This window comes from Nocardioides phosphati, assembly GCF_014646375.1.
GTDB classification, from domain to species: domain Bacteria; phylum Actinomycetota; class Actinomycetes; order Propionibacteriales; family Nocardioidaceae; genus Nocardioides; species Nocardioides phosphati.
On the sequence record NZ_BMNI01000005.1, the window covers coordinates 127,145 to 142,388 of the forward strand.

At 74.5% G+C, this 15,244-nt stretch carries 14 protein-coding genes; 5 read left to right on the forward strand and 9 right to left on the reverse strand.

Features of this window, described 5'->3' with window-relative positions:
* Positions 1 to 114: 114 nt before the first annotated feature.
* From IEX47_RS11585 to IEX47_RS11620, 8 genes are all read right to left on the reverse strand, one after another.
* Entirely contained in the window at positions 115 to 1,623 is a 1,509-nt protein-coding gene (locus IEX47_RS11585; RefSeq protein WP_188784163.1) for a sodium/solute symporter, read from the reverse strand.
* The gene (locus IEX47_RS11590) at positions 1,620 to 1,976 is read right to left on the reverse strand and encodes a DUF485 domain-containing protein (RefSeq protein ID WP_229662825.1); all 357 of its coding nucleotides are present in this window, start codon (positions 1,974 to 1,976) and stop codon (positions 1,620 to 1,622) included. The genes IEX47_RS11585 and IEX47_RS11590 overlap by 4 nt, the downstream gene beginning before the upstream one ends.
* A 35-nt stretch (positions 1,977 to 2,011) precedes the next feature.
* The gene (locus IEX47_RS11595) at positions 2,012 to 2,785 is read right to left on the reverse strand and encodes a LytR/AlgR family response regulator transcription factor (RefSeq protein WP_188784165.1); all 774 of its coding nucleotides are present in this window, start codon (positions 2,783 to 2,785) and stop codon (positions 2,012 to 2,014) included.
* Positions 2,782 to 3,903 carry a sensor histidine kinase gene (locus tag IEX47_RS11600; protein WP_188784166.1) on the reverse strand — a complete coding sequence of 374 codons (1,122 nt, stop codon included), beginning with the start codon at positions 3,901 to 3,903 and terminating at the stop codon, positions 2,782 to 2,784. The genes IEX47_RS11595 and IEX47_RS11600 overlap by 4 nt, the downstream gene beginning before the upstream one ends.
* Positions 3,904 to 3,981: 78 nt before the next feature.
* The gene (locus IEX47_RS11605; RefSeq protein WP_229662826.1) at positions 3,982 to 5,166 is read right to left on the reverse strand and encodes a GAF domain-containing protein; all 1,185 of its coding nucleotides are present in this window, start codon (positions 5,164 to 5,166) and stop codon (positions 3,982 to 3,984) included.
* A gap of 146 nt (positions 5,167 to 5,312) precedes the next feature.
* Positions 5,313 to 7,166 carry a flavin-containing monooxygenase gene (locus IEX47_RS11610; RefSeq protein WP_188784168.1) on the reverse strand — a complete coding sequence of 618 codons (1,854 nt, stop codon included), beginning with the start codon at positions 7,164 to 7,166 and terminating at the stop codon, positions 5,313 to 5,315.
* Between the two features lie 80 nt (positions 7,167 to 7,246).
* Complete coding sequence (locus IEX47_RS11615; protein WP_188784169.1) at positions 7,247 to 8,440, reverse strand: GAF domain-containing protein; 1,194 nt, start codon at positions 8,438 to 8,440, stop codon at positions 7,247 to 7,249.
* A 98-nt stretch (positions 8,441 to 8,538) separates the two neighbouring features.
* Positions 8,539 to 9,309 carry a class I SAM-dependent methyltransferase gene (locus IEX47_RS11620; RefSeq protein ID WP_188784170.1) on the reverse strand — a complete coding sequence of 257 codons (771 nt, stop codon included), beginning with the start codon at positions 9,307 to 9,309 and terminating at the stop codon, positions 8,539 to 8,541.
* A 68-nt stretch (positions 9,310 to 9,377) separates the two neighbouring features.
* Here IEX47_RS11620 and IEX47_RS11625 point away from each other — a divergent pair, with 68 nt between their 5' ends.
* Complete coding sequence (locus IEX47_RS11625) at positions 9,378 to 10,097, forward strand: Fic family protein (protein ID WP_229662827.1); 720 nt, start codon at positions 9,378 to 9,380, stop codon at positions 10,095 to 10,097.
* Between the two features lie 338 nt (positions 10,098 to 10,435).
* On the opposite strand, the gene IEX47_RS11630 is transcribed toward IEX47_RS11625, so the two are convergent.
* On the reverse strand, positions 10,436 to 11,239 hold the full coding sequence (locus IEX47_RS11630; RefSeq protein ID WP_188784171.1) for an HAD family hydrolase: 804 nt from the start codon (positions 11,237 to 11,239) through the stop codon (positions 10,436 to 10,438).
* Between the two features lie 196 nt (positions 11,240 to 11,435).
* Between IEX47_RS11630 and ssd the strand changes: the two genes are divergently transcribed.
* From ssd to IEX47_RS11650, 4 genes are read left to right on the forward strand one after another with little or no spacing between them, the layout of a single operon-like run.
* On the forward strand, positions 11,436 to 12,464 hold the full coding sequence (gene ssd / locus IEX47_RS11635; RefSeq protein ID WP_188784172.1) for a septum site-determining protein Ssd: 1,029 nt from the start codon (positions 11,436 to 11,438) through the stop codon (positions 12,462 to 12,464).
* 1 nt (position 12,465) lies between these two features.
* Complete coding sequence (locus IEX47_RS11640) at positions 12,466 to 13,626, forward strand: TadA family conjugal transfer-associated ATPase (protein ID WP_188784173.1); 1,161 nt, start codon at positions 12,466 to 12,468, stop codon at positions 13,624 to 13,626.
* Positions 13,623 to 14,489 carry a type II secretion system F family protein gene (locus IEX47_RS11645; protein WP_188784174.1) on the forward strand — a complete coding sequence of 289 codons (867 nt, stop codon included), beginning with the start codon at positions 13,623 to 13,625 and terminating at the stop codon, positions 14,487 to 14,489. The genes IEX47_RS11640 and IEX47_RS11645 overlap by 4 nt, the downstream gene beginning before the upstream one ends.
* Entirely contained in the window at positions 14,486 to 15,232 is a 747-nt protein-coding gene (locus IEX47_RS11650) for a type II secretion system F family protein (RefSeq protein ID WP_188784175.1), read from the forward strand. Before IEX47_RS11645 ends, IEX47_RS11650 begins: the two co-directional genes overlap by 4 nt.
* Positions 15,233 to 15,244 lie beyond the last annotated feature (12 nt).

Below are 15,244 nucleotides of genomic sequence, written 5' to 3' on the forward strand. Positions count from 1 at the left end.
GTGTGATGGTGATCACGTTGCTCCGCAGGGGGCTCCGTCGGGAGGGGACCGTGCAGATGCTGCGCCCGGCGGCGAGGGCGTTGCGCCGAACGGCAGGCCGCGCGCGATGAACGGTCAGCCGCGGTCGAGCTCGACGGCCTCGGGCGTGTGCAGCCGGACCAGGAAGCGCCGCACGTGCGGTGGCACCGTGTCGCGCGTGGCCCGCGAGACCCCGACCATCACGAGGCAGGCGAGCGGCACGCTCCACGCCGCCGGCTCCGCCAGCAGCGCGTCGACCCAGCCGGTCGGGTGGCGCTCGGCGAGCGTCCAGGCCGTGCTGACCGCGGAGCCCAGGCCGCCGACCACGAGGCCCGCCACCGCTCCCGCAGCCGTGAGCCCGCGCCACCAGATCCCGAGCAGGAGCAGCGGCGCGAACGTCGAGGCCGCGACCGCGAACGCCAGCCCCACGACCTTCGCCACCGGCACCTCGGGCGCCCCCACGGCGGCCACCGCAGGCACCAGGACCGCCAGCGCGACCCCGAGCCGGAACGCCGTCACCGGTGACCCGGAGCCCCGCACGAAGCGGCCGGTGACGTCCTGGCTGAGCACGCCGGCGACGGCGATCGACAGGCCGGAGCTCGTCGAGAGGAAGGCGGCGAAGGCCCCCGCGGTCACCAGCCCGGTCAGCAGGTCCGCGCCCACGCCGGAGAGCATCAGGCCGGGCAGCTCCAGCACGAGCGTGTCGCCGTGGCCGCTGTCGGCCAGCCCGCCGGCGTACACCCGGCCGAGGGCGGCATAGACGGGTGGCAGCAGGTAGAAGAGGCCGAGCAGCGCCAGCACGAAGAGCGTCGTACGCCGGGCGGCGCGGCCGTCGGGGTTCGTGTAGAAGCGGACGACGACGTGGGGCAACCCCATCGTGCCGAGGAAGGTGGCGATGATCAGCGACCAGGTCGTGTAGAGCCCGATGGCGCCGTCGCCGGCGATCGGGAGGTCCCACGCGGACTGCTCTGCGGGCGTCGCGGAGGGGTGGCCGTCCTGCATCCACACGACGAGGAGCACGGCGGCCGGGAGCAGGAGGGCGGTCAGCTTGAGCCAGTACTGGAAGGCCTGCACGAAGGTGATCGAGCGCATGCCACCCGAGCCGACGTTGACCAGGACGACGGCCGCGACCACCACCGGGCCGGCCCACAGCGGTGCGCCAGTGGTCGCCGCGAGCGTCACCCCGGCGCCCTGGAACTGCGGCAGCAGGTAGAGCCAGCCGATCGCGACGACCATCAGCGAGCAGAGCCCGCGGACCCGCCGCGAGCCGGTGCGGGCCTCGGCGAAGTCGGGCAGCGTGTAGGCGCCGGAGCGACGCAGGGGAGCAGCCACCAGGACCAGCAGGACGAGGTAGCCGGCGGTCCAGCCGACGGGGTACCAGAGCATGTCCGCGCCGTAGACGAGGACCAGCCCCGCGACGCCGAGGAAGGAGGCCGCGGAGAGGTACTCGCCGCCGATCGCGCTCGCGTTGAGGCCCGGACGGACGGTGCGCGAGGCGACGTAGAAGTCGCTCGTCGTGCGCGAGAACCGCAGCCCCCAGGTGCCGATCGCCAGCGTCGCGACCGACACGAGGACGACCGCGACGATGCCGGCTGCAGCGTTCATGCGTCCTCGCCGCCGGCGTCGACGAGCGCGGCGAAGTCACGCTCGTTGCGCTCCGCCCGGCGTACGTAGAAGGCGCCGAGCGTGAAGAGGAACGGGTAGGCCAGGACGCCGAGCGCCCACCAGGCCACCGGGATGCCCGCCAGGCGGTGCGCCGCGAGCGAGGGCCACAGGTGGAAGACGAGCGGCACCGCACCGAGCACGAGGAAGAGGGTGCCGAGCACGACCACCGCGAGCCGCTGCTGCTCGCGCAGGAGCGACGCCAGGTAGATCTCGCCGACCGGCGTCGCGGCGTCGATCTCGCCCACCCGCGGCAGCGGCGTACGCCGGGTGGCGCTGCGCGCCGGGCCGGTCACGCGCACGCGTTGCGGAGGCGGCTGCGGGCCGTCGCTCATGGGGTGGCCCGGGGTGTGCGGCGGGTCAGCACCTCACGCAGCTCGCGCGTGTGGCGGCGGCTGACCTGGAGCGGGGTGGCTGACTCGGCGGAGCCCACGATCACGGTGCAGCGGCCCTCGTCCATGCGGACCTCGCGGACGTGCGCGAGGTTGACCAGCAGCGAGCGGTGGATGCGGAGGAAGCCTGCGCCTGCCCACTCCTCGGCCAGCGTGGTGAGCGGGGTGCGGACGAGGTGGCTGTCGGCGGCGGTGTGGAGACGGGCGTAGTCGCCCTGGGCCTCGACGTAGCGCACGTCGGCGCGGCGGATGAAGCGGGTGACACCGCCACGCTCGACCGGGATCTGGTCGTCGGCCTGTTGCGGGGCGGGCGCCGCCTCGAGCAGCCGGCGTACGGCCTCGGCCAGCCGCTCGGCGCGCACCGGCTTCAGGACGTAGTCGACCGCGCGCAGGTCGAACGCCTCGACCGCGTGCTCGTCGTGGGCGGTCACGAAGACGACCCGCGGCGGCTCCTTGAAGTTCGAGAGGACCTGCGCGAGGTCGAGGCCGCTGAGCCCCGGCATGTGGATGTCGAGGAAGACCGCGTCGACGCCGCCGTCCTGGAGCACCCGCAGCGCCTCGGCGGCGGAGCCCGCGCTGCGGACCGAGCCGATCCGCGGGTCGCGCTCGAGCAGCCAGCTGAGCTCGTCGAGCGCGGGCCGTTCGTCGTCGACGACGAGGACGGCGAGCTGTCTGCCCCGCTGGTCGGGCCTCGCGTGCTGGTCGAGGCTCATCCGGCGCTCACTCCCGGGGCGAACTTGGGCACCCGCACGGTCACCTTCGTGCCGGCGCCGGGGGCGGTCTCGACGACGAGCCCGTGGTCGTCGCCGAACGTCGTACGCAGCCGCTGGTCGACGTTGCCCAGACCGACGGAGTCCTGGTCGGTGTCGCCGGCGAGCGCGCGGCGTACGCGGTCGGGGTCCTCGCCGGCACCGTTGTCCTCGACCTCGAGGACGCAGGACTGGCCGGCGTCGTGGGCCACGATGCTGATCCGGCCGACGCCGTCGGAGCGGGCCAGGCCGTGCTTCACGGCGTTCTCCACGAGCGGCTGGATGCAGAGGTAGGGCACGACGACGGGGAGCACCTCCGGCGCGATCCGGAGGGTGACCTGGAGCCGGTCGCCGAAGCGCGCCTGCTCGAGCAGCAGGTAGCGCTCGACGGACTTCAGCTCGTCGGCGAGCGTCGTGTAGTCGCCGTGGCGGCGGAACGAGTAGCGCGTGAAGTCGGCGAAGTCGAGCAGCAGGTCGCGCGCCCGGTCGGGGTCGGTGCGCACGAAGCTGGCGATCGTGGTCAGCGAGTTGTAGACGAAGTGCGGGCTGATCTGGGCCCGCAGTGCGCGGAGCTCCGCCTCGGCCAGACGGGTGCGGCTGCCACTCAGCTCGGCCAGCTCGAGCTGCCCGGCCATCCAGCGGGTGACCTCGTCGGTGGCCCGGACGAGCGCGCCGGAGGAGTGGTCGGCGTACGCCTGCAGGGTGCCGACGATCCGGTCGTCGACGACGATCGGCGCGACGATCGCGTGGCGCACCGCGCACCCGGTGCGGCGGCAGTCGAGGTCGCCCGGTCCGGCGACGGTGGTGCGGCCGCTGGCGACCGCCTGCTGCGCCAGGCGTGCGGCGTGCTCGCGGTGGTGGTCGTCGGAGCCGTCCCAGGCGAGGACGGCGCGGTCGTCGGTCAGCGCCAGGGCAGGGACGCCGAGGAGGGCGCGCAGGTGCCGGGCCGCCCGGGTGGCGCTGGCCGTGGTGAGGCCCTCGCGCAGGGCGGGCGCCGCGAGGCCGGCGGTGTGCAGGGTGCGGAAGGTCGCCCGGTCGGCCTCGCCGCCGAGCCGGGACCGCCTCGAACGCCGCCACCGCACGCCGCCAGCGTAGGGCTGCGTGTGGCGACCGTCACGGAGCCGGCGGCGAGTGGTGCCTGCCGTGCGCCGAGCGGTCGCTCAGAGCCCGAGCTCGTGGTCGAGCCGGGCGAGCTGCCCTTGGGCGAGCGCACGGAGCGGCGAGCCGGGCGCGAGCAGGTCGCGCTGGCGCGCCCACGCCTCGTAGTCGTCGGCACCCCATGCCGAGCGCGTCCACGACGACACGAGGTCGGCCTGGCCCGAGGCGAGGACCGCCGCGCGCAGCTGGTGCGTCAGCGACTCCCTCATCCGTACGACGCCGGGCGCCGTCGAGCGCGGCAGCAGCGGCCCACGGAACAGCCGCAGCGCCGCGGCGACGTCGCCGGACGCGAGGCGGGCCTCGACCGCCAGCCAGTCGCCGGCGGAGGCTGCGGTGATGCGGTAGGGACGCGAGGCGAGGAAGCTCTCGTCGAGCAGGTGGCGCAGGCGGTTCATCTCCGCGCGCAGGGTCGAGGAGCCACCGTCGTCCTCGTAGAGCAGGACGGCGAGCTCGTCGCCGGAGAGCCCCTGGGGCGCACTGGCCAGCAGCAGGAGCATCTCGCTGTGCCGCGGCGAGAGCCGGAAGCGCGCCGTGTGGCCGCGGGCGTCGTCGAGGGTGACCAGGGCGTCGCTGCGGCCCAGCGCCTCGATCCGCAGGGACGGGTGGATGGTCCGCTGCTCCGGAGGGCGTACGACGAGACGGTCGCGCGCCAGCTCGGTCTCGGCCAGCCGCACCGCGGCGCGGATCAGGGCCATCGTCTGCGGCACCACGATCTGGTCGCCACCGGTGACGTCGAGGACGCCGAGCAGCTGCGACGTACCGGGGTCGTGGATGGGGGCGGCGGCGCAGCTCCAGCTCCGGACCGACTGGCGGAAGTGCTCGGAGCGGTTGACGGTCGCGGGAGCGCCGGTGGCGAGGGCGAGGCCGGGCGCGTTGGTGCCGGCGACCCGCTCGTCCCAGTTGCTGCCGGCGACGAAGCCGATCGACTCGGCACGGCGGAGGGCCGTGCCCGAGCCGCAGACCCAGAGCAGGTGGCCCGCCTCGTCGGCGACGGCCATGACCGCGTCGCAGTCGCGCGCGGCCTGGCCGAGGACGTCGTCGAGGAGCGGGAAGACCTGGGCCAGCGGATGCGCCGCCCGCGCGGCGCGGAGGTCCGCATCGCCGAGCGTGATCGGCGCAGCCTCGGACTCGGCGGGCACCCCCGCGGCCGCCGAGCGGTGCCAGGAAGCCGCGACTTCTGCGCGCATGCCGGTCTCCATCCCGTCAGTGTGGCACCGGTCACGTTGCGACGTGGTTGCAATCGGGTGCGGCGACGGCCGGCCCGACCCGACCGCGACGAGTGGCAGCGGCGGGGCCGCCCCGCGCACACGGAACGCAGGAGGGCCCCACCGGTTCACTTCACGTGGTGCACCGGTGCCAGGTCGAAGACCGGGGTGTCGATGCCGACCGCGCGGGCCTTGAGCTGCAGCGCCAGGTAGAGCGAGTAGTGGCGTGACTGGTGCAGGTTGCCGCCGTGGAACCAGAGATTCTCCACCTGGGTGGGCTTCCACATGTTGCGCTGCTCGCCCTCCCAGGGACCGGGGTCCTTGGTGGTGTCGGAGCCGAGGCCCCAGACCTTGCCGATCCGGTCCGCGACCTCGGGGCTGATCAGGTCGGCGGCCCAGCCGTTCATCGAGCCGTAGCCGGTGGCGTAGACGACGAGGTCCGCCTCGAGCTCGGTGCCGTCCTCCAGCACCACGCTCGTCTCGGTGAGGTGGTCCACGTTGCCGTGCGCCAGCTTCACCTCGCCGTCCGCGACCAGCTCGGCAGCGCCCACGTCGATGTAGTAGCCGGAGCCACGGCGGAGGTACTTCATGAAGAGCCCCGAGCCGTCGTCGCCCCAGTCGAGGTCGAAGCCGGCCCTCTCCATCCGGTCGTAGAACTCCTTGTCGCGCTCCTTCATCTGCTCGTAGAGCGGGATCTGGAACTCGTGCATGATCCGGTACGGCAGCGAGGCGAAGACCAGGTCTGCCTTCTCCGTCGTCATCCCCGTCGCGAGGGCCCGCTCGGAGTAGAGGTCACCCAGGCCGATGTCCATGAGGGTGTCGCTCTTGACGATGTGCGTGCTGGAGCGCTGGACCATCGTCACGCCCGCGCCGTGCTCCCACAGCGCTCCGCAGATGTCGAACGCGGAGTTGTTGGAGCCGATCACGACGACCTTCTTGCCGGCGTACGCGTCGGGGCCGGGGTGCTGCGAGGAGTGGTGCTGCTCGCCGCGGAAGACCTCCTGGCCGGGGAAGACCGGCACGTTGGGCTTGCCGCTCATGCCCGTCGCGAGGACGAGGTGCTTCGGCCGCAGCATCATCCGCTCACCGCCGCGCTCGATCTCGACGACCCACTCGCCGGCGGCCTCGTCGTACGACGCCCGGGTCGCGGTGGTCGAGGACCAGTAGGGGACCTCCATGACCTTCGTGTAGGACTCGAGCCAGTCGGCGACCTTGTCCTTGGGTGCGAAGACCGGCCAGTTCTCGGGGAACTTGAGGTACGGCAGGTGGTCGTACCAGACCGGGTCGTGCAGGCAGAGGGACTTGTAGCGGCTGCGCCACTGGTCGCCGGGCCGCTCGTAGCGGTCGATCACCAGGGCCGGTACGTCGAGCTGCCGCAGGCGCGCGCCGAGGGCGATGCCACCCTGGCCGCCGCCGATGACGAGGACGAACGGCTGCGTCGTGGTGCCCAGCGCGGCCTCCTCGGCCTGCCGCTTCTCGAGCCAGGTGACCCGGTCCTTGCGGGCACCGTGCTCGGCACCGGCCGGGCGGCGTTCGCGCAGGGGCTCCTCGTGGCCCTTGAGCTCGTAGAGGGTGGTGAGGAAGGTCCAGGCCTTGTCCTCTCCGTCGTCGGCGCGGAGGCGGAGCAGGCCCCGGCCGCGGCCGACGGCGGTCTCGAAGGTGAACCACGCGGTGACCACGCCGTCCGCCTCGGTGGCCGGCTCGCTGGTCGCGAACCGCTCCGGGGCGGTGTGGCCCAGGGTGCTCTCGAGGAGGCGGGTGACGCCGTCGCGGTTCTCGACGGTGGTGAGGTTCCAGCTGAACGCAACGAGGTCGCGCCAGTAGCTCGTGGCGGCGAAGAGGCCCGCCGCGGCCGCGATGTCGCGGGAGACGAGCGCGCCCTCGAACGCCGCGAGCCAGCGCTCGGCGCGCGCCTGCGGATCAGCCGGGGTCACCGCCTCCGGGGGCAGGGTCCCGGTCGCGGGCTCCAGTGTCTGTGTCATGGGGGTCCTCCTTCACAGTGGTGATGTGATGGAGCACACACCAGCGGCGTCGGTGGCCGACAGCGTTGCGCCGCGTTGCATCAGGCCCGGACGTCGCCCACCGTGAGGACGGCGTCGTCGGCGATCCGGTACGGCCGCGTGGCGACGACCCCGCCGAGCTGGCGGCGCATCCGGGAGATCTCGGCGCGCACCGTCACGAGGTGCTCGCGGTCGCCGTACAGGGCACCGCTGAGCTGGGCTGCGGAGAGGCCCGTCGGGCCGGCCGCGTGGAGCAGCTGGAGGATGTGGGCGTGCCGCTGGGTGAGGGGCAGCCGCCAGACGTCGTCGCCCGCACGCAGGGTCAGCACCGCGTCGGCCCCCGTCTCGAGGTGTCCGTGGAGCGTCCGGAGGCCACTCGCCGGACGGATCAGCCAGCCGTCGCGGAACCGCTCGGGCAGGCAGAGCCCCACCCCGGGCACGGCGATGCTGACGTCGGGTCGTGGGGCGGCGATCCGGTCGGCCGCCGCCACCCCCGCGCGGTGCGCCACCCAGCCGTGGTCGTCGACCAGCAGGACCGGGCCGGTGACCGTCGCCAGCACGTGCTCCGCCGCGCGCCTCAGTGCCGCCAGGCGGTCCTCGTGGTGACGCCACAGCTGCGACTCGGCGAGCCGGACGGCCGCCTGCACGAGGGCGCCGATGGCCGGGTGCAGCGTGAGCGCCGGCCCACTGAGGTCGAGCACGCCGAGCAGGTCGCCCGTGCGCGGGTCGTGGATCGGGGCGGCCGTGCAGTACCAGGGGTGCTGGGCCTGCTCGAAGTGCTCGGCCGAGAAGAGCTGCACCGGCGCCGCCTCGGCGAGCGCGGTGCCGATGGCGTTGGTGCCGACATGGCCCTCGGTCCACTCGGCCCCCTCGGCGAAGCCGAGGGTGTCGGCCTGGAGCTGGACCCCGGCCGAGCCGGAGCGCCACAGCACGACACCGTCGGCGTCGGTGACCACCATCAGGCAGTGGGAGGAGTCGGCGATGCCGGCCACGACCTGGAAGAGGTCGTCGATGACCAGCCGCAACGGCGACTCGCTGCGCCGCCGCAGCACCTCCTGCCGCGGCAGCGGGTCACGCTGGTTGAGGTGCGCGGGGTCCAGCCCCGCGCTGAGGACGCGGTTCCACGAGCGGGCGACCACGGCACGCGGTCGCGCAGCCGGTCGTCCGCCGCTGATCACGGTGTCGTGGACGCGCACGAGCTCGCGGGCAAGCTGGGACAGGTTCGTGCCCGGCCGGATGGCGTCGAATGCGCTCACGCGATGTGACCTCCTGTGCCGAGGTTAGGCACGCGGAGGTGACGGGCGCCACAGCCTCGGGGATCGCAACATCGTGCAACCCCCTGGGCCCGCTGCGATCAGCGGAAGTCGATGAGGAGCCCGTCGTCATCGTCCGCCTCGGGCTCCGCGCCCTCGGTCGCGGTCTCGGCGCCCTCGCGGGGCGGCACCGACCACGGGTGCTCGATCACACCGGCCCGGAAGCAGTGCGCGATCTGGGGGAGCTGCATGCCGTCGGGGCCACGGCCGTAGTCGTCGTACAGCGCGCGTACGGCGTCGAGCAGGCGCTCCTGCGCGGCGGGGTCCATCGTCGCGACGCGCGGGTCGAGGAGCGCGACCGCGCAGAGGGCGTCGCGGTCGACCGTCGACCAGTGGCGGAACGCGTCGGCGTCGACGAAGCCGAACTTCGTGGACTGCACGATCGACTCCGGCGTCGTCGGCTCGATCGCCTCCTCGCCGAGGAGTCGGGCGAACTTCCGCACCCACGGGATCTTCGTGTCGAGCGCCTCCACCACGACCGCCACGTGGCCGCCGGGACGCAGGACGCGCGAGAACTCCGCGAGCGCCGCCTCCTCGTCGTACGTGTGGAAATTGCGGCAGACGACGACGTCGACGGAGGCGTCGATGTTGGGCAGGCGCTCGGCGGTGGCCGCCGAGGTGCGCAGGTCGGGGAAGCGGGCGGCGAGCCGCTCGGCCGCCTCCGCGCTCGCGTCGGTCGCGTGGACGTCGTGGCCCAGAGCCACCAGCTGCTCCGTGAGGGCGCCGTCGCCGGCACCGATCTCGAGGACGGACTTCTGGTCCTGACCGACCAGCCAGGTCACGGCTGCTTCGGGGTACGTCGTCGGGCTCACCTCGTCGAGGCTACTAGAGCGCGTGGGTCGCCAAGGACTGCGACGTGAGAGCATTTCGCCTCGTGACCGTGGACCCACTCGCATCGCTCGCCAGCCTGGAGGGCGTGCCCTCCGCCTTCGCCTCGAGCCGCGACGGTGTCGACGCGCTGCTGCGTGACCGCGGCCTCCGCAAGACCTCTCCCGAGCTCACCGCCGAGTCGCTGCTGCGGGGAGCCTGGGCGTCGGCCGTGCTCGAGGGCTCGGCGTCGTCGATGGACGAGGTGCGCGCCGGCACGGGTGACGAGATCGCCGCGGCGGCCGTCCGCGTGTCGACCGAGGTGCTCTCGCTGGTGCCGGTCCTGAAGCGCTCGCCGCTGCAGGCGTTCGCCCGGCTCCACGCGCTCGCGGGCCTCGGCTCCGTGGCGTCGGAGGACCTGGGCCGGCCGCGCTCTGCCGAGTCCGCCGCCTCGCTGCAGACGCTGGCAGCGCGGCTGCTCGCGCCGACCACCGCGCCCGCGATGCTCGTCGCCGCGATCGTCCACGCCGACCTCGCGACCTCCACGCCGTTCGCCTCGCACAACGGGATCGTCGCGCGCGCTGCCGAGCGCCTGGTCCTCGTCGCGCGCGGCGTCGACGAGAAGTCGCTGCTGGTGCCCGAGGAGGGCCACCGCTTCTTCCGCGCGGAGTACGAGTCGAACCTGCGCGCCTACGCCAACGCCGCTGGGGTCTCCGGCGTCCACTCCTGGCTGCTCTACGCCGCCGAGGCGTACGCCAAGGGCGCCGAGGCCTCGCCCGTGAAGGCGAAGTAGCCCGCTCGGGACTGCCCCGGACATGCGAGCGGCACCGGTCTTCGAAGAGCCCCGGTGCCGCCGCTGACACGTGATGCGTAATGGGTTACCAAGCGTGCTTTTTCAACTGCTGGCCCGGCACGTCGGCCGCTTGCTCAGCTCCCTGTTAAGAAGGGTGAGTCGCCGCGTGGGTACCCGGCTCACGTGCTGTCTGGAGTTGTCTTGCTGAGTCCCATGGTGCGCCGCAAACCCGGCCACTTCAAGGCTTGACCTTTGGCCCGGGGAGGCGCATGGTTCACCCCCGCCAGGCGGGGCGGAGGGCGCTTCCGGGGTGGCCGGGGACCCGGCGTACCAAGGGGTCAGACGGTGCGGTTGCGGCGGTGGTTGACGACGATCGCGCCGCCCAGGGCGACCGCGCCGCCGACCGCGAGTGCGGCGAGCGTGGGCTTGGCCGGGGGAAGGTTCATCCGGCGCTGGAGGGCGACGGGCTTGCTGAAGACGAGCACCGGCCAACCCTCCTTGATGGCGAGCTTGCGGAGCTCCTTGTCGGGGTTGACCGCGTAGCCGTGGCCGACGGCGCCGAGCATCGGGGCGTCGGTGATCGAGTCGCTGTAGGCGTAGCACTGGGTGAGGTCGTAGCCGCGCTCCTCGGCGAGCTGGCGGACCGCGGAGGCCTTGTGGGGGCCGTAGGCGTAGTACTCGATGTCGCCGGTGTACTTGCCGTCCTCGACCTTGAGCCGGGTCGCGACCACGTGGTCGGCACCGAGCATCGTGCCGATCGGCTCGACCAGCTCCGCGCCCGAGGTGGAGACGATGATGACGTCACGGCCGGCGGCGTGGTGCTCCTCGATCAGCGAGACCGCCTCGTCGTAGACCATCGGGTCGACGATGTTGTGGAGCGTGTCGCGGACGATGTCCTGGACCGTGGCGACCGGCCAGCCCTTCACGAGCTCGGACATGAACGCCCGGAGCTTCTCCATCTGGTCGTGGTCCGCGCCGCCGACGAGGTACATGAACTGCGCGTAGGCGCCCCGCAGCATCACGCGCCGCGAGATCAGGCCTCCCGCCTGGAACTTGCGGTTGAACGCGAGTGCGCTCGACTTGGCGATGATCGTCTTGTCGAGGTCGAAGAAGGCGGCCTGGCGGCGCCCCGTTGCGGACATGTCACCGAGTCTAGGTGTGAACGCCGGGCCTTTGGCGAGATTTGCTCTCCGGCGGTCGGACGTGGGCCCGGTGGCCGCTGCTCCAACTCGTCGCAACCAGCCCGCTCTTCGTCCACAGCCGCCCGGGCGCGCCGCGCCTCCCCAGCCGTACGCCGCGTGGTCGCCGGCCCCGCCCGTGGCGGCGAGGGTTCGGGCCATGGAGATGCCGCTGATCGTGACCCGCGACGAGCCGTTGACCGAGGAGATCCTCCGGCTCGCCGCCGCTGCCGGAGTCGTGCCCGAGGTGGCCGTCGACCCCGGCCAGGCGATGCGCTCGTGGCGCGCCGCCTCGCTCGTGCTCGTCGGCGTCGACCTCGCCGGCGGGGTCGCGGCGCTGGCTCCGCCCCGGCGTACGGGCGTGCACGTGGTGGGCCGCGACGGGGTTCCCGACGCTGCCTTCCGCCATGCCGTCGCGCTCGGGGCGTCGCAGGTCGTCGAGCTGCCCGCGTCGGGCGACTGGCTCCTCGACCTGCTCTCCGACGCGACCGACGGCCGGCGTACGACGGCGACCACGGTCGCGGTCCTCGGAGGCTCCGGGGGCGCAGGTGCGACGACCCTCGCCTGCGCCCTCGGTCTGGTCGCGGGCGCGAGCGGGCCGGCGTGCCTGCTCGACGTCGATCCGCTCGGGCCGGGGGTCGACCGGGTGCTCGGCTTCGACCGGCTTGACGGTGCCCGCTGGGGTGCGCTCGAGCAGACCACCGGCCGTCTGGGCTCGCAGTCGCTGCGTGACGCGCTGCCGCGCAGGGGCGGGCTCGGCGTGCTGACCTGGGCCGCCGGAGCGCGCGCTGCGCCGCAGGCCTTCGCCGTCCGTGAGGCGCTCTCGGCCGCCCGCCGGGGCCACGACGTCGTGGTCGCGGACCTGGCCCGGGCAGGTGCGCTGTCGACCGAGGTGGCGGGCCGGTCCGACGCGGTGCTCGTCGTCGCGCGCCCCTCGTTGCCCGGGCTCGCCGCTGCGGCGCGCGTGGTCGCGGCCCTCGAGGGGGCGCCGCGCGTCGGCGTCGTCCTGCGCGGCCGCGGCGAGGCGAGAGCTGTGGCCCAGGTCGTGGGCGCTCCGGTGGTGGCGTCGATGGCCGACCAGCGCGGCCTGGCGGAGGCGGTCGACCTCGGTCGTGGCCCGGTCTGGAGCCCGCGCAGCGTCCTCGCCCGCACCGCGCGGGAGGCGCTCGCCTGGTGCGTGGAGGGCTGAGGTGGTCGCTGACGAGCTGGTCGACGAGGTCCGCGCCCGTCTGTCGCGGACGGGCGCCGCAGTCACCCCGCACGCCGTGGCCGAGGCCCTGCGCGCCGCGGGCCGACCGGTCGGCGACGCGACCGTCCTCGCCGTCCACGACGCGCTCCGCGCAGCCTCGGTCGGGCTCGGCCCGCTCGAGCCACTGCTGCGGCTCCCCGGGCTCACCGACATCCTGGTCAACGGTCCACGGGAGGTCTGGCTCGACCGCGGCTCCGGCCTCGAGCCGGCCGGTCCGGCCGTCGGGTTCCTGTCCGCCGGCTTCGTCGACGAGGCGGGGGTGCGGCGCTTCGCCCAGCGGCTCGCGGCAGCGGGTGGGCGGCGGCTCGACGACGCCTCGCCGACCGTCGACGTCCGGCTGCCCGACGGCGTGCGGTGCCATGCGGTCCTGGCGCCGGTGGCCCGCCCCGGCACGGTCGTCTCGCTCCGGGTGCCGCACCGGCTCGGGCTCTCGCTCGACGACCTCGCTTCCCGCGGCGCCCTGTCGGCCCACGGCCTCCGACTGGTCCGCCGCCTGCTCGCGGCCCGGGTCGCGTTCCTCGTGAGCGGGGGCACGGGCACGGGCAAGACCACCTTGCTCGGTGCGATGCTCGCGGCCGTCGACCCGGCCGAGCGGCTGGTCGTCGTCGAGGACGCCGCCGAGCTCCAGCCGGCCCATCCGCACGTCGTCGCGCTCGAGGCGCGCCCCGCCAACCTCGAGGGCGTCGGCGAGGTGCCGCTCAGGTCGCTGGTGCGCCAGGCACTGCGCATGCGGCCCGATCGCCTGGTCGTGGGCGAGGTCCGCGGCGGAGAGGTGGTCGACCTGCTCGCAGCCCTCAACACCGGGCACGACGGCGGCTGCGGCACGCTCCACGCCAACTCCGCGGCCGACGTGCCCGCGCGCGTCGAGGCACTCGCCCTCGCCGCCGGCCTCGGCCGCGAGGCCACCCACAGCCAGCTCGCCTCGGCGATCGGGGCGGTGCTGCACCTGTCGCGCCACCCGGTGCGGCGGCTGGTCGAGATCGCGGTGCCGGTGCGGGAGGCGTCGGGCCTGGTCCGGATGGAGACGGCCGTCGGCTTCGCGCCCGACGGTGGCGCGGTCGAGGGGCCGGCTGCCGACCGGCTGCTGGGGCGGCTCTCGTGAGCGCCGCCCCGGGCGCCGCGCTGCTCGCCGCGGGCGCTGCCGCCTGCGCGGTGGCGCTGGCGTGGCCGGCGCGCAGCTCAGTGCTCCGCGTCGCGGCAGGGCAGGCAGCTCCGGGGGCCCGCCTGGCTCGGCTTGGGGTGCTTGCCGTGCTCGCGGGCGTGTGGCTGGCGGGTGCCCGCCTGCGGCTCTGGCCGGGTGCGGGTGCGCTGCTGACCTCGGCCGGAGGGGTCGCCGCGCCGGCGGGGATCGGGCTTCTCGTGATGGCCGGGGTCTGGTGGATCCGGCGGCGGGCGAGCGCCCGCCGGGTCCGCGCCGCTGCTGCAGCTGCGGTGCTCGAGCTGTGTGAGGAGCTGGCGGGCGACCTCGCCGCCGGGGCTGCTCCGGGTGTCGCGCTCGAGCGGGCGGCACGCCGCTGGCCCGAGCTCGCGGCACCCGCGACGGCGCACCGCTTGGGTGCCTCGGTGCCGGCTGCGTGGCGGGTGCTCGCGGCTTCTCCCGGGGCGACCGACCTCCAGGTCGTGGCCGCCGCCTGGCAGGTCGCCGAGCGCACCGGAGCCGGCCTCGCCGACACGCTCGCCGGGGTGGCGGCGGGCATCCGCGAGCAGCAGCGCACGCGGCGGCTGGTCGCCTCCGAGCTCGCCTCCGCGCGGGCGACCGCCCGCCTGATGGCCGCGCTGCCCCTGCTCACGCTGGCCGTGGGCTCGGGCGCGGGCGACCCGGTCGGCTTCCTGCTCGGCACGCCGGCGGGGCTGGCCTGTGCCGCAGCCGGCGTCGCCCTTGCCCTCGGTGGTGTCGCCTGGATCGAGGGCATCGCCGCCTCGCTCGAGCGCGAGGCGGCCTGGCAGCCGGAGAGTCCGGCATGACCGGCATGACCGGCTGGATGGTGATCGCTGCGCTCGCAGCCGCCGCCGCGGCCGCCCTGGCCGTGCCTGTGCCCGCGGGCCGCCGCCTCGCCCGGCTGGTGGCGCCTTCTGTCGTCGACGACCCTCGCAGCGCGGACGGTGGAGTGCTCCGGAGGTTCCGCCTCCTGCTCGCCCTCGTCGCGGGCTCGGGCGGCCTCACCCTCGTCGACGGCCGGGTCGGCGTGGCGCTCGCGGCGGCGGTGAGCCTCGGTGTCTGGACCCTCTGCACCCGCGCGGAGCCGCCCGGCGTACGTCGGGAGCGGGAGGCCGTACGCCGCGGGCTGCCGCACGTCACCCGCCTGCTGGCCGTCGTGCTCGCGAGCGGGCAGTCGGTGTCGACGGCTCTCGGTGTGGTGGCCGAGGCGCTGCCGGGCCCGGCGTCCGCCCCGCTCGCCCGGGCCCGGTCGTCACTCGGCGTGGGGGTGCCGACCGAGGCGGTCTGGGCGGAGCTGGCGGCCACACCGGGCCTGGAGCCGCTCGGCCGCGCGTTCGCGCGGGCCTCCGAGAGCGGCGCCCGCGTGGTCGACACCGTCGCGCGGCTCGCGGATCACCTCGCGGCCGAGGAGCGTGCCGGCGTCGAGGAACGGGCGCGCACGGTCGGCATCCGGGCGGCTGTGCCGCTGGGGCTCTGTCTCCTTCCGTCGTTCCTCCTGCTCGGCATCGTGCCGGTCGTGGCGGCCGCCCTCGGCTCGCTGCAGTGGTGACCGCTTTCCCTC

What these genes read in the sequence shown, in the direction of transcription:
- IEX47_RS11585 (WP_188784163.1), bottom strand. Translation starts at nt 1,623, where the DNA reads ATGAACGCTGCAGCCGGCATCGTCGCGGTCGTCCTCGTGTCGGTCGCG.
- IEX47_RS11595 (WP_188784165.1), bottom strand. Translation starts at nt 2,785, where the DNA reads ATGAGCCTCGACCAGCACGCGAGGCCCGACCAGCGGGGCAGACAGCTC.
- IEX47_RS11605 (WP_229662826.1), bottom strand. Translation starts at nt 5,166, where the DNA reads ATGCGCGCAGAAGTCGCGGCTTCCTGGCACCGCTCGGCGGCCGCGGGG.
- IEX47_RS11610 (WP_188784168.1), bottom strand. Translation starts at nt 7,166, where the DNA reads ATGACACAGACACTGGAGCCCGCGACCGGGACCCTGCCCCCGGAGGCG.
- IEX47_RS11630 (WP_188784171.1), bottom strand. Translation starts at nt 11,239, where the DNA reads ATGTCCGCAACGGGGCGCCGCCAGGCCGCCTTCTTCGACCTCGACAAG.
- ssd (WP_188784172.1), top strand. Translation starts at nt 11,436, where the DNA reads ATGGAGATGCCGCTGATCGTGACCCGCGACGAGCCGTTGACCGAGGAG.
- IEX47_RS11650 (WP_188784175.1), top strand. Translation starts at nt 14,486, where the DNA reads ATGACCGGCATGACCGGCTGGATGGTGATCGCTGCGCTCGCAGCCGCC.